Here is a 14198-nt window from a genome sequence, read left to right as displayed (position 1 = left end):
GCGGCGCATCGCCCGGCCCGGATCACGGGTTCACGGTTTCAAAAAGCGGCAGGGATTCGCTGCGCCGGAATGGTTGCACAGCTAAGCGGCATCTGTCCCCTGCGGCGATGGGCACAAATCTGCACCTTGGATCAGGCCGAAATCTGAACCACGCTTTCCCCGAAGTCTCTGTTCTGGCAATGTTCCATCCTGTCTTTATGATTCCCGGACCTTCGCATGTGTAATTTGTATTCCCAGACCAAGAGCCAGGACGCCATGCGCCATGTCTTTGACGACATGCGCGGGGATGACGAGGACTTGGTCGATCTGACCGGCAACCTGCCACCCATGACCGGAATCTTCCCCGACTATCCCGCGCCGATCATCCGGCACGGGACACAGGGTGGCTGGCAATTGACCATGGCGCGCTGGGGTATGCCGACACCGCAGGTGTTTCTGGCAGGCAAGCGCACCGATCCGGGCGTCACCAATATTCGCAATGTCGCTTCGGCCCATTGGAGACGCTGGCTCGGGGTGGAGCATCGCTGCCTCGTCCCCTTCACCAGCTTTTCCGAGATCGACAGCCGCCCGGGCGCACCCCGCAACCATCCGGTTTGGTTCGCGCTTGGCCAGTATCGCCCCCTGGCCTTCTTCGCGGGCATCCGCACCGAATGGACCTCGGTGCGCAAGCTGAAGGAGGGCGAGGTAACGGCAGAGCTGTTCGGCTTTCTGACCTGCCCACCCAATGCCGAGGTCGCGAAGATCCATCCCAAGGCGATGCCGGTGATCCTGACCAGGCCCGAGGAGTGGCGGCGCTGGCTGACTGCACCGGTGGCCGAGGCCCTGCCGCTGCAACGCCCCCTGCCCGACGGTACGCTGCAGATCGTGGCGGAGGGAGTGCGGGAAGATGCGGCCTGAGACCTTGCGCCCTGAACTGGCCCACGCCGACGAATTCGACCTTTGTGGGCGACGTGTGCATGAAGCCGAAGGCCGCGGTCGCCGAACCTTTGCGCTGTTTCAGGCGGTGCGGCATCCCGGCCCGCTGGTCTGGATCCTGCCCGCCCATGTGCCGGAACTGCCGATGCTGCGCGGGTTGCCGAAAGGTGTCGGCGAACGGCTGCACCTGTTCCGCGCCGAGGGCGAGACCGATCTGCTGTGGTGCATCGAGGAGGCACTGCGCTCGGCTCCCGTCGGCCTTGTCATCGCCGAACCGGAAAAGCCCCTGTCGCTGACCGCCGGGCGTCGCCTGCAACTGGCGGCCGAAGCCGGGCGGACCACCGGCCTGATGCTGATCCGCGAAGGCGCGGGCAGCAATGCCACCGAAACGCGCTGGGCCTGTGCCCCCGTAGCAAGCCCGGCGGCGGACTCGACTCTGCATTGCTGGACCCTTAATAAGAACAAAAAGGGAACTTGCGGAAGTTGGATTGTGAACTGGAATGGCGCGACGGCTGCTGTCCATCTGGTTTCCGAGGCTGGGCAGCGACATCAGCCTGCGGAACCGCCCGGTTGAAGGGCCCCTTGCCCTGAGCCTGCGCTCGGGCAATGCCGATCATCTGCATTGCCTGAACCCCGCCGCCACGGCCCGCGGCCTGCATCGCGGCATGGCACTGGCCGATGCCCGCGCGATCTGTCCCGATCTTGCCATCCGCCCCGCTGATCTGGCGCGTGAGGCGGCGGCGCTGGTGTCCTTGCGCCGCTGGGCCAGCCGCTATGCCCCCATGATTGCCACGGATGGCGCGGACGGTCTTTTGGCCGATATCTCGGGCGTGCCGCATCTGTTTGGCGGCGAAGCCGATTTGCGCGAGGACTTGCACGCGCGACTGACGCGGGCGGGCCTGCATCCGGAAAGCGCCATAGCAGGAACCCGAGGCGCAGCCCATGCGCTGGCTCGTAACGGCGGCGGCATCGTGCCTGACGGGCGACTGATCGAGGGAATCGGTCGCTTGCCGGTGACAGCCCTCAGAGCGAATCCTGAAACGGCCGAGGCGCTGGCGCGGGTGGGTCTGGCACGTATTGCCGATTTGGCACATTTGCCGCGCGCGCCTCTGGCCCGCCGCTTCGGGCAAGGGCTGGTTCTGCGGCTGGATCAGGCGCTCGGGCAGCGGGACGAGCCCGTTGCAGCGGAACCGGACGCCCCGCATTTTGGGGTGCGGATGACGCTCCCCGAACCGATCGGGCTGCAATCCGATGTCATGGCGGGGCTGGAGCGCCTGCTGGACCGGCTCTGCGCCAAACTCGCCCAGCATCGGATGGGCGCACGCCGGGTCCGGTTGGAGCTGCGCCGAGTTGATCGCCAATCTTCACAGGTCGAGATCGGTCTCGCCCGCCCGATGCGCGACGCGGCCCGCATCGTTGCGCTGTTTGCCAAGGGCGTGGACGAGGTGGATGCCGGTTTCGGCATTGATGCCCTTCGCCTGACTGCCCCGGTGACAGAGGCCCTTGCGCCGGAACAGATTGGTGGCGGCCAGGCGATCCGGCACGACGATGCGTTGGCTGATCTTCTGTCCTCTGTCGGCAACCGCATCGGCTTTGACCGGGTGCTGCGGCTGTTGCCTGCAACCAGCCTGATCCCTGAGCGCAGTTTCCTCTTGGCCCCGGCTGCTTATTCCGCATCCGAACCGATCCCGCATCGCGGGGGGGCGGCGCGGCCGATCTCCCTGTTTCCGCCCGAGCCGGTGACCGCCGCCTCGGGCAACCCGCCCGCGAGTTTCCGTTGGCGGCGCATGCGCTTCACCACGCTGCGCGCGCTGGGCCCAGAACGCATCACGCCGGAATGGTGGTTCGACGATCCCGTCTGGCGGTCGGGCCTGCGCGATTACTGGCGGATCGAAACCCGGGAAGGGCCGCGGCTCTGGCTGTTTCACACCCCGCAAACCCCGGACTGGCCCGCGCCCGGAGGGGCGCAGAACTGGCACGTACAGGGGGAGTTCGCATGATTCCCTACGCCGAACTTTGCGTCACATCGAACTTCACCTTCCTGACCGGCGCCTCGCATCCAGAGGAACTGGTATCGCGGGCGGCAGAACTGGGGCTGAGTGCCATCGCCATCACCGATCGCAATTCGGTGGCAGGCGTGGTGCGGGCCTTCTCCGCGCTGAAGGAACTGGCGCGTCTGCGCGACGAGGCGCGGACCGCGGCGGCAGAGGCGGGCCCAATCATCCGCTCGCAGCGCGTGACGGACCATTCCAGCCGCCAGACCGTGCCGCATTTCACCGGACAGACTGATGCCCCCGCCATGTCGGACGCGCCGCTGCCGAAACTGATCGCCGGGGCGCGTCTGGTGCTGACTGACTCCGCCGTGGAATGGCTGGCCCTGCCCACCGATCTTGCCGCCTGGTCGCGCCTGACCCGGCTTCTGTCGATTGGCAAGCGGCGCACGGCCAAGGGCGAATGTCACCTGCAACGCGCCGATCTGGTCGAATGGGGCAAGGGCATGGTGCTGATCGCCCTTTCGCCCGACCCGCTGGACGATCCCGGCCCGAAAAGCACCCGCGGCGATCTTCGCGCCATCGGTCGCGCCTTCCCCGGTCAGTGCTTCCTGGGGGCCGCCCCGCGCTATGACGGCCGGGATCAGATCCGTTTCGACCGGATCGGCATTCTGGCGCAGGAGGTGAGCCAGCCGATGGTCGCTGTGGGCGATGTGCTGATGCACCGTTCCGCCCGTCGCCCCCTGGCCGATGTGCTGACCTGCATGCGCCTTGGCTGCACCATCGACGCTATCGGCGAACACCGGCTGGTAAATGGCGAGCGCCGTCTGAAATCCGGCGCCGAGATGGCGAAGATGTTTCACCGCCACCCCGCCGCGCTGCGCCGCACGCTGGAGATTGCCGACCGTTGCGCCTTTCGCCTCAGCGACCTGCGTTATCAATATCCCGATGAATCGGAGAACGAGCCAGCGCAGGACCGGCTGGAACGGCTGGCGCGCGAAGGTCTTCACTGGCGCTACCCTTCTGGTGCGCCGCCAAAGATCGTGCATCGCGTGGAAAAGGAACTGACCCTGATCCGCGAGGTGTACTACGCCCCCTATTTCCTGACCGTCCACGACATCGTGCAGTTCGCCAGATCGAAGGGCATCCTCTGTCAGGGGCGCGGCTCCGCCGCCAATTCGGTGGTCTGCTATCTTCTGGGCATTACCGAGGTGCCGCCCGAGTCGATCACCCTGATCTTCGAGCGTTTCATCTCCAAGGAGCGGGGCGAACCGCCGGATATCGACGTGGATTTCGAACACGAACGCCGCGAGGAGGTGATCCAGTGGATCTATGCCCGCTATGGCCGCGAGCGTGCCGGCCTGACCGCAACGGTGATCCATTTCCGCAGCCGCGCCGCCATCCGCGAGGTTGGCAAGGTCATGGGATTGTCGCAGGACGTGATCGCGCGGCTTTCCGGGCAAATCTGGGGCTGGTCCTCGCCCCCCCCCGGCGAGGACCGGCTGCGCGATGCGGGCCTATCGCTTGCCGACCGCCGCGTGCAACTGGCCGTGCGACTGATCGGCGAGATCATCGGCTTTCCTCGCCATCTTTCGCAACACGTAGGCGGCTTTGTTATCACCAAAGGCCGTCTGGACGAACTTTGCCCAATTGAAAATGCGGCGATGGACGACCGCACCATCATCGAATGGGACAAGGACGACATCGACGCGCTTGGCCTTCTGAAGGTCGATATTCTGGCGCTTGGCATGCTGACCTGCATTCACAAGGCGTTTGCGCTTCTGGATGAGCATCGCGGGCAGCAGCTGACGCTGGCCAATGTGCCGCCCGAGGATCCGTCGATCTACGATATGCTCTGCCGCGCCGATGCGATCGGGGTCTTTCAGGTCGAAAGCCGGGCGCAATTGAACTTCCTGCCCCGGATGCGGCCGCGCAAATTCTATGACCTGGTCTGCGAGGTCGCCATCGTCCGCCCCGGCCCGATTCAGGGCGGCATGGTGCATCCCTTCATCAACCGCCGCATGGGGCGCGAAAAGGTCGAAGATCTCGGTCCCGCGATGATGGAGGTTCTGGGCCGCACCTATGGTGTGCCGCTGTTTCAGGAACAGGCGATGCAAATCGCCGTTGTCGCGGCAGGCTTCACCCCGTCCGAGGCTGACCGCCTGCGTCGGTCGCTTGCCACCTTCAAACGCATGGGCACCATCGGTTCGTTCCGCGACCGCTTTGTCAGCGGAATGCTCGCGCGGGGTTATGACGCCGATTTTGCGGCGCGCTGCTTTGCCCAGATCGAGGGGTTCGGCAGCTATGGTTTTCCCGAGAGCCACGCCGCCAGCTTTGCGCGGCTGGTCTATATTTCCGCCTGGCTGAAATGCCACCATCAGGCGGTCTTCACCTGCGCGCTTCTGAATTCGCAGCCGATGGGCTTCTATGCACCTGCACAGCTGGTCCGCGACGCCCGCGATCATGGAGTGGAGGTGCGGCCCATTTCGGTCAACCACTCGTTCTGGGACTGCACGTTGGAACCGCGCCCCGATGGGGCGCTGGCCCTGCGGCTCGGCTTCCGGCAGATCAAGGGGATGAGGGAAGAGGACGCCATCTGGATCGCAGCCGCGCGCGGTAACGGCTATCCCGATGTCGAAAGCCTGTGGCGCCGGGCGGGCGTGCACGCCGATGCGCTGGAACGGCTCGCCGAGGCTGATGCTTTTGCCGCCATCGGTCTCAATCGCCGAGACTCTCTGTGGGCAGCCAAGGCGCTGAAAGCCCCTGCGCCGCTGCCCCTCTTTGGCTCCGACGGCGAGGGAGCTGCCGAACCCGACGTCAAGCTGCCCCAGATGACCCTGGGTCAGGAGGTGATCGAGGATTACCTGTCGCTGCGGCTCAGTCTTCGCGCCCATCCGATGGAGCTGTTGCGACCGCGCCTGGCCGAAAGCCTGGCCCATGATCGCCTGCCACAGGCCAGTGGCCGCATCACAGTCACCGGCCTTGTCATCACCCGGCAGCGCCCCGGCACGGCGTCGGGCGTCATTTTCCTCACTCTGGAGGACGAGACCGGCACAGCCAATGTCGTGGTCTGGAAGAAGGTCTACGAGACCTTTCGCAAGGCGGTGATCGCCGGGCGGCTCGTGAGCGTGACCGGCCGGATCGAGCGCGATGGCCCGGTCACCCATCTGATCGCCGAGAGGGTCGAGGATGTTTCCCCTCTGCTGGCCACTCTGGGCCGCCCCGTCCTGATCCCGCCCAACGACGGTCGCGCCGATGAAACCAGGCGCCCGACTGGCGGCAGCAGGAGACCAACAGCGCGCCATCCCCGCGAACAGGCACGGAAGCTGTTTCCGAGTCGGGATTTCCATTGATCGGGAAAATGGAAGCACTCGCCCATCCGCAGGGCCTTCGATGGGGGCCTCTGCAAATGTTGACCAGGTGTTGACAAGAATTTCAAAAGCAAAAACCCGACGGTTTAAGTCGGGCTCCAACATTTTGATATCGTTGATTTGTTTGGTTGCGGGGGCGCGCTACCTACGAGACCGACACTCGATCCAAGCGGCCATCTGACCGACCGTATATAGCCGCCTGAAAGCACCTGAGGCGTCCGATCAATCGTGTTGAAATCTCCGCACGAAACGCGGAAATCCCAACATGACTTATACAGGATCGCAGTTGGCAAGCTGACTTAGATAGTGGTCTAGATGGGACGCCAGCCGAATACCCCATCTGAACAACCAGGCAGCATTGCGTTCATCAGGGCGGTTTGCAGCATCTGTCGCTGATCCGCCTCGGGGATAGCCAGCAAATCCGCAGGCCCGAAAATCGCACGATGGGTCACGAAACCGCTGAGAAGGCTAAGCGCGAAATGCGCCCGTCCCGGATCCGCATGGCCAAACGCCCTGCTTAGAGGCAGGGCTAGTGACGTGCCAAAGAATTGCGCAATGATCGCCCGCGCCTCGCTGCAGAGGCTGGACTGTGTCAGTAAATGAAGCGGCCTGACATCTTCTACCTTGCGCGGATCACGCAGGAAGGCCAGATCGCAGATCCGGTTGATCATGGTCGCGCCATCGGGGTCCCCTGCGGCGATGTCATCGAGGGGCGCAAGCGCCAGCAAGGCCTGACGGAATATCTCGGCCTTCGACCCGAAGGCGCGATGGACATAGGCCACATCGACCCCAGCCGCGGCGGCGATGTCGCGCAGGCTGGTGTCGGAATAGGGCATCCGCGCGAAAAGCAGCATCGCCGATGCAAGAATGCGTTCTTTCCCGGTTGCCTGCCCCGGCATGCGGTCGGTCGAGTTGGCTGAGTTGAGCGTCCTTGGCATGGGTGGCTTGTGTTCGTCCGGTGGCTTCGACGCGAAGAAACTGAAACCCACATTCCCCAAGTAAATCGCTGATTTTGCTGTCAGGATCTCAATATTTCCGCTATAAATCATGGTGTTGATGGCCGTGAGGGGCGCGTTTGATGGATCACCCAGAGGGTGCGGGTTCGAAGCGGGCAGATCGGGTCGAGTTCGACCGCCGGGTGCATGTGGAGTTCCGAGGTGCGCAGCTCAGTTCCGACGGCGGCCTGCTGGTGATGCGCGAGCTGGATGACGCGCTCGGGCTGTCCGATCTGGCGGCAAAAGCATTGCGCGACACCCGGCGCGGCAAGAACACGGTCCACCGGCTTGACGGGTTGTTCCGGCAATCGGTGTTCGGGCGACTGGCCGGATACGAGGATGTGAACGACGCCGACCGCCTGGCCCTCGATCCGGTGATGCGCCAGGTCGTGGGTGGAAGGGCTGTCGATGCGCAAGCGGCCTCGGCCTCGCAGATGGGACGGTTCGAGACCGAGACACTGGCACAGCCCGAGAACCGTGCCGCGCTGGCCGACCTGAATGGCCAATGGATCGACCGGTTCCATGACCGTAACGGGCTGAAGTACATCGTTCTGGACATGGACAGTTCGGTCAGCCCCACCCATGGCGATCAGGAGGGCGCGGCCTGGAACGGGCATTTCGACTGAAAATGCTGCCCCGGAGCAGAGGTGCGGCAAAATGCTGCCCCGGAGCAGAGGTGCGGCAAGGTGCAGCCCACACCGGGTCGTGTTGTTTAGCTGGTTTTTCAACAGCAAACAACCAGCAGCCGCTTTTGCGCGACAATACAGGTTTTCACCCTGTCATCGAGCGTTGACAACAGGGGAGCGTAGGGCGAAAACCGCATCGGGACATGCGCGAAGCATCCATCAGCACAGCAATCAGAGGCAGATCATGGCAAAGCCCGGCAGAAACACCATTATTCTGGGCGGCCTGGCCGTTGTCGCCGTGCTTGGCTGGCTGGCCTGGGACCGGCTGCAACCCGCCGGTCTGCCGGCGGGTTTTGCCAGCGCCAATGGCCGGATCGAGGCGACCGAGGTGGATATCGCGGCGCTCACCGGCGGCCGAATCGCCGAAATCACCGCTGCCGAAGGTGACATGGTCAGCGCAGGCGATGTGCTGGTGCAGATGGACGTGGTGCAGCTGAACGCACAAAAACGTCAGGCCGAAGCGCAGCTTGCCCGCGCCGAAATCGGCGTCGAGACAGCAAGGGCGCTGGTCGCTCAGGCCGAGGCACAAGAGCGCGCGGCCCGGGCCGCGGTTGATCAGGCAGGCTCGGTTGCCGATGCCGCGTCGCGCAGGCTTGAACGCTCTGAGCAGCTTGCAAAGACCAGTGCGATCTCGCAGCAGGTGCTGGATGATGACCGCGCCCGGGACGCCCAGGCCCGCGCCGGTGTGGCCTCGGCCGAAGCCAGCCATGCGGCAGCGCTGGCGGGGGTCAGCAGCGCGCAGGCGCAGGTGGTCGATGCAAGTGCGGCCGTCGAGGCGGCAAAGGCGTCGATTGATGCGATCCAGGCCTCTCTGGACGACGCCACGCTGAAAGCGCCGCGCACGGGCCGGATCCAGTATCGCATCGCACAAGAGGGCGAGATTGTCGGCTCTGGCGGGCGGATCCTCAGCCTTGTCGATCTGGGCGATGTCTATATGACGGTTTTTCTGCCGACATCGCAGGTCGGCCGGGTGCAGGTCGGATCAGAGGTGCGCCTTGTCATGGATGCGGCGCGGGAATTCGTGATCCCGGCCACGGTTTCCTATGTTGCCGATGTGGCGCAGTTCACGCCAAAGACGGTCGAGACCGCCGATGAGCGCGAAAAGCTGATGTTCCGCGTCCGTGCCCGCATCGACCCCGAGCTGCTGTCGCGGCATATCGAATATGTCAAAACCGGCCTGCCGGGCATGGCCTATCTGCGGCTTGATCCGGATGCCGCCTGGCCTGACTTTCTTTCCAATGTCGTGAAATGACCGGCTCAGTTGCCGGGGTCTCCGGCCTGACGCTGCGCTATGGCAAGGTCACGGCGCTTGACAATGTGACGCTGGAGATCCCTGAGGGGCGCATGGTCGGGCTGATCGGGCCAGACGGGGTCGGAAAGTCCAGCCTTCTGTCGCTGCTGGCCGGGGCACGTGTGATCCAGCAGGGCAAGGTCGAGGTTCTGGGCGGCGATATGCGCGATGTGGCGCATCGCAACCGCGTCTGCCCCCGCACCGCCTATATGCCGCAGGGTCTGGGCAAGAACCTCTACCCGACGCTTTCGGTCGAAGAGAACCTTGATTTCTTCGGCTCGCTTTTCGGTCATGACAAGGCCGAACGCGAGCGGCGGATCACCGATCTGCTGGCTGCGACCGGCATGACGCCGTTCCGGTCGCGCCCGGCGTCAAAGCTGTCGGGCGGCATGAAGCAAAAGCTGGGTCTGTGCTGCGCGCTGATCCATGATCCCGATTTCCTGATTCTTGACGAGCCGACCACCGGCGTCGATCCGCTGTCGCGCCGCCAGTTCTGGGATCTGATCGACCGAATCCGCGCGACACGGCCGGGGATGAGCGTGATCACCGCCACCGCCTATATGGAAGAGGCCGCGCGCTTCGACTGGCTGGTTGCGATGAATGCGGGCCGGGTGCTGGCCACCGGCACCACCAACGATCTGCTGTCGCGGACCGGGGCCGACACGCTTGATGCAGCCTTCATCGCGCTTTTGCCCGAAGAAGACCGGGGCGAAGACAGTGCCGTGGTGATCCCGCCGCGGACCACCGATGACAGCGATATCGCCATCGAGGCCGAGGGGCTGACGCAGCGCTTTGGCGATTTCGTGGCGGTCGACAATGTTTCCTTCCGCATCCCCAGGGGTGAGATTTTCGGCTTTCTGGGTTCGAACGGCTGCGGCAAGACGACGACGATGAAGATGCTCACCGGGCTTCTGGAGCCGAGTGAGGGCCGGGTAAAGCTTTTCGGCCATGAGGTCGATGCAAGCGATCTGTCGGTGCGCCGCCGGGTCGGGTTCATGTCGCAGGCCTTCTCGCTCTATTCCGAGCTGACGGTGCGTCAGAACCTTGATCTGCACGCGCGGCTTTTCGATATGGCGGCCGAGAAGATCCCCGCCAGGGTTGACGAGATGATCGCCCGGTTCGATCTGGGCGACGTGACCGACAGCCTGCCTGAGGCGTTGCCGCTGGGTATCCGCCAGCGGCTTTCGCTGGCGGTGGCGATGATCCATGCGCCCGAGATCCTGATCCTTGACGAGCCGACCTCGGGGGTGGACCCGGTGGCGCGCAACGGCTTCTGGCGCATTCTGGCGGAACTTTCGCGCAAGGATGGCGTGACGATCTTTGTCTCGACCCATTTCATGAACGAGGCGGAATGGTGCGACCGCATCAGCCTGATGCATGCGGGCAAGGTGCTGGTCTCGGACACCGCCGAGGGGATCACGAAAGCCAAAGGTTGCGCCACGCTGGAAGACGCGTTCATCGCCTATCTTGAAGAGGCGATTGGCGAGACGGCACCCGCCCCCGCCGCTGCGCCCGAGGCCGCGCCCGAGGCCCCCGCAGCCGGGGTGACCCATCACGCGCAGCAATCCGGCTTCAGCCTGCGGCGACTGCTTAGCTATTCGCAGCTGGAAAGCCTGCAATTGCAGCGCGATCCGATCCGGCTGACCATGGCGTTGGTCGGCAGCCTTCTTCTGATGATCGTGGTGGGGCTGGGCATCAACATGGATGTCGAGGATCTGACCTTCGCCGCCCTTGACCGCGACCAGACCACCACCAGCCGCAATTATATCGCCGATATTGCGGGATCGCGCTATTTCATCGAACAGCCGGCCCTGACAAGTTACGACGAGATCGACGCAAGAATGCGCTCGGGCGAGCTGGCGCTGGCGATCGAGATCCCGCCCGGCTTTGCCGCCGATATCGCGGCAGGCAGGGATGTGCAGGTCGGGGCCTGGTTCGACGGCGCCAACCCCAGCCGCGCCAATACGGTGCAGGGCTATGTGCAGGGCATGCATGCCGACTGGATCACACGTCAGGCGCGTCAGCTTTACGGTGACAAGGCGAGCGGCGGCAGTTTCGAACTGGTGACCCGATACCGCTACAACCCCGACGTGCGCAGCCTGAATGCGATGGTCCCGGCGATCATCCCGCTGCTTTTGCTGATGATCCCGGCGATCCTGACCACGCTTTCGGTCGCGCGTGAACGCGAACTGGGCTCGATCATCAATTTCTACGTCACGCCGGTGACGCGGCTGGAATTTCTGCTTGGCAAACAGCTGCCCTATATCGCGCTGGCCATGCTGAATTTCTTCCTGATGATGGCCATGGCGGTCACATTCTTCGCAGTGCCCTTCAACGGCAGTTTTCTGGGCTTTACCCTTTCGGCGCTGATCTATGTCACCGCGACCACGGCGCTTGGTTTTCTGGTGTCGGTCTTCATCGCAAGTCAGGTCGCGGCGCTGTTCGCGACCGCCATGCTGACGATGATCCCGGCGGTCAGCTATTCGGGTTTGATCTACCCGGTCTCTTCGCTGTCGGGTTTTGGCCGGGTTCTGGGCGAGATCTACCCCTCGACCTGGTTTATCACCGCCGCGCGGGGGGCTTTCTCCAAGGCCTTCGGAATGGCGGAACTGGCCGGGCCGATGCTGGCCATGGGCATCGCCATTCCGGTGATTATCGGGCTGGCGGCGGCCTTCCTGGAAAAACAGGCGAAGTGAGGGGCGGATGAACCTGCGCAACACCTTCAATCTGGGCGTCAAGGAATTGCGCGGGCTCTGGCGCGATCCGGTGATGCTGGTGCTGATCGTCTATTCCTTTTCGCTCTCGATCTGGACCTCTGCGAACGTCTCGCCCGAGGCGCTGACGAATGCCGCGATCTCGATCGTGGATGAGGATCAGTCGCATCTCTCCGCCCGCATCACCTCGGCCTTTTATCCGCCCTATTTTGTCGAGCCGCAGATGACCACGACGGCCGAGATGGATCGGCGGATGGATCAGGGGCTGGATACTTTTGCGCTGAACATCCCACCGGATTTCGCGCGCGATGTGCTGGCCGGAAAAAACCCGGCGATCCAGCTGAATATCGACGCGACAAGGATGAGCCAGGCCTTCACCGGCGGCGGCTATATCCAGCAGATCGTGTCCTCCGAGGTTTCGGAATATGTGGCGGGCTACCGGGCCGAGACCGCGCTGCCGGTCGATCTGGCGCTCCGCGCGCGGTATAATCCCTCGCTGGATCCGAAGTGGTTCGGCGCGATTTCCGCCGTGATCCGGTCGATCACCATGCTGTCGCTGGTGCTGACCGGCGCGGCGCTGATCCGCGAAAAGGAACATGGCACGGTCGAGCACCTGCTGGTCATGCCCGTCACCACGACCGAGATCATGTTTTCCAAGATCTGGTCGATGGGGCTGGTGGTGCTGCTGGGGTCGATCTTTTCGCTAAGTGTTGTGGTGCAGGCGCTGATGGCGGTTCCGGTGCAGGGCTCGGTCGTGCTGTTTCTTGCGGGCGCGGTGCTGATGGTTTTCGCCATGACGGGGCTTGGAATTTTCCTTGCCACCATCGCCGGGTCGATGCCGCAATTCGCGCTTTTGCTGATGATGGCGCTTTTGCCGCTGCAGGTGCTGTCAGGCGCGATGACGCCGCGGGAATCCATGCCAGAGATCATCCAGACCATCATGCTTGCAGCCCCCAACACGCATTTCATCATCCTCTCGCAGGGCATCTTGTTCCGAGGTGCGGGGCTTGACGTGGTCTGGCCCCAGTTCGCGGCGCTGGCGGCGATCGGGGTGGCGCTGTTCTGGCTGGCACTGATACGATTCAAGAAATTCCTGCGGTAAGGCATATGTTGGGCCGCCTGCTTCTGATCCTGACGCTTGCGCTTGCAGGCTGCGCTGCGCGTCCGGGGCCGGAAGTTCTGGCCCCCGATGCCGGTGCCCTGCCCGAGGGCGCCCGCCTTGTCCGGGTGCTGACCATGACCACCCGCGCGCCCGAGGCAAATCTGCCGGGGGCCTTTGGCGACTCTCGCTCCATCCGGCCAAGCTGGCTGGAATACGAGGTCTCGGTGCCGCCTGGCCATCGGCCGGGAAAGATTGAATGGCCGGATCGCAATGGCAGCAGCGCCGACCGGAATTTCGTGATGCGCAGCCGGCAGACGCTTAGCCGTGACGCCTTTGCAAAGCGTCTCTCGCGCGAGGGGGTCGGGCTTTATGTCCACGGCTTCAACACCCGCTTTCATGAGGCCTTGTTCCGTACCGCGCAGCTTTCGGTCGATGCGCATATCGAGGAAAAGCCCGTCCTTTTTACATGGCCCTCGGCAGGCTATCCGGGCGCCTATCTGGCTGATCGTGACGCGTCTGACTTTTCCCGCGCGGCGCTTGCCGATCTGCTGCGGCTTTTGACAAAGGGTCGGTCCGCTTCCGACGCGGTGCCGGTGCTGGCTCACAGCATGGGCGCGCGGCTGACGATGGAGACGCTGGTGCAACTGCGTCTTGCCGGGCGGGACGATGTGCTGGACCGGATCGAGGTCATCCTTGCCGCCCCGGATATTGATATCGATCTTTTCCGCGCCCAGATGGTCAGCCTTGGGCCGATGAAGCATCCCATCACGGTGCTCGTCTCCTCGGACGATCTGGCGCTGAAACTGTCGTCGCGGCTTTCGGCACGTCGGATACGGCTTGGGCTTGTCGATGTGCGTGATCCGGCGGTCCAGCGCCTGGCGGTCGCGACCGGAATACGGATCGTGGATATTACCGATATTCCGACCGATGATCCCGCCCACAGCCGCTATGTCGGCCTGCTTTCCGGCGAGGCCGGGGCTGTGGTTGAAAACACCCTTTTCGATGAGGTACGCTTGGCGGGGGCCTTTGTCTTCAATCAGGTCGGTGGTGTCTTCACTGGCATCGGTGATGTGCTGGCGGATTGAGGCCGCGGCCTTGGCCCGGCGTTGGTGCCAGCGGCATTGGCCGGGTCA

The 14198-nt window shown here is 63.9% G+C and carries 9 protein-coding genes and 1 pseudogene; 9 read left to right on the top strand and 1 reads right to left on the bottom strand.

Going from position 1 to position 14198, the window contains the following annotated elements; genetic code table 11:
- The first annotated feature begins 216 nt into the window (after window positions 1–216).
- The 4 genes from DFP89_RS08160 to DFP89_RS08145 are packed head-to-tail and all read left to right on the top strand — an operon-like array spanning window position 217 to window position 6259.
- Window positions 217–897 (top strand): SOS response-associated peptidase, encoded by a 681-nt coding sequence (locus DFP89_RS08160; RefSeq protein ID WP_097031794.1) that lies wholly within the window; start codon window positions 217–219, stop codon window positions 895–897.
- Entirely contained in the window at window positions 887–1489 is a 603-nt protein-coding gene (locus tag DFP89_RS08155; RefSeq protein WP_051294656.1) for an ImuA family protein, read from the top strand. The genes DFP89_RS08160 and DFP89_RS08155 overlap by 11 nt, the downstream gene beginning before the upstream one ends.
- Window positions 1416–2915: a Y-family DNA polymerase gene (locus tag DFP89_RS08150; protein ID WP_114348928.1), complete on the top strand. Its 1500-nt coding sequence runs from the start codon at window positions 1416–1418 to the stop codon at window positions 2913–2915. The genes DFP89_RS08155 and DFP89_RS08150 overlap by 74 nt, the downstream gene beginning before the upstream one ends.
- Window positions 2912–6259, top strand: coding sequence for an error-prone DNA polymerase (locus DFP89_RS08145; RefSeq protein WP_114348927.1), 3348 nt, complete (start codon window positions 2912–2914; stop codon window positions 6257–6259). The genes DFP89_RS08150 and DFP89_RS08145 overlap by 4 nt, the downstream gene beginning before the upstream one ends.
- 329 nt (window positions 6260–6588) lie before the next feature.
- Here the strand turns inward: DFP89_RS08145 and DFP89_RS08140 are convergent, their stop codons facing one another.
- Window positions 6589–7326 carry a TetR/AcrR family transcriptional regulator gene (locus DFP89_RS08140; protein ID WP_114348926.1) on the bottom strand — a complete coding sequence of 246 codons (738 nt, stop codon included), beginning with the start codon at window positions 7324–7326 and terminating at the stop codon, window positions 6589–6591.
- Between the two features lie 29 nt (window positions 7327–7355).
- On the opposite strand from DFP89_RS08140, the pseudogene DFP89_RS08135 reads away from it, so the two are divergent.
- The 5 genes and pseudogenes from DFP89_RS08135 to DFP89_RS08115 form a co-directional block, all read left to right on the top strand.
- Window positions 7356–7895 (top strand): annotated as a pseudogene (locus DFP89_RS08135) (transposase); the annotation flags it as partial.
- A gap of 247 nt (window positions 7896–8142) precedes the next feature.
- Complete coding sequence (locus DFP89_RS08130; protein WP_035745651.1) at window positions 8143–9210, top strand: HlyD family secretion protein; 1068 nt, start codon at window positions 8143–8145, stop codon at window positions 9208–9210.
- Window positions 9207–11945 (top strand): ribosome-associated ATPase/putative transporter RbbA, encoded by a 2739-nt coding sequence (rbbA, locus tag DFP89_RS08125; RefSeq protein WP_068767090.1) that lies wholly within the window; start codon window positions 9207–9209, stop codon window positions 11943–11945. Before DFP89_RS08130 ends, rbbA begins: the two co-directional genes overlap by 4 nt.
- Before the next feature lie 7 nt (window positions 11946–11952).
- Entirely contained in the window at window positions 11953–13065 is a 1113-nt protein-coding gene (locus DFP89_RS08120) for an ABC transporter permease (RefSeq protein ID WP_068767091.1), read from the top strand.
- Window positions 13066–13073: 8 nt separating this feature from the next.
- Window positions 13074–14150: an alpha/beta hydrolase gene (locus DFP89_RS08115; protein ID WP_220269823.1), complete on the top strand. Its 1077-nt coding sequence runs from the start codon at window positions 13074–13076 to the stop codon at window positions 14148–14150.
- Window positions 14151–14198: the final 48 nt, after the last annotated feature.

The organism is Paracoccus lutimaris (genome assembly GCF_003337565.1).
GTDB classification, from domain to species: domain Bacteria; phylum Pseudomonadota; class Alphaproteobacteria; order Rhodobacterales; family Rhodobacteraceae; genus Paracoccus; species Paracoccus lutimaris.
This window is presented reverse-complemented; position numbering and strand designations above follow the sequence as displayed.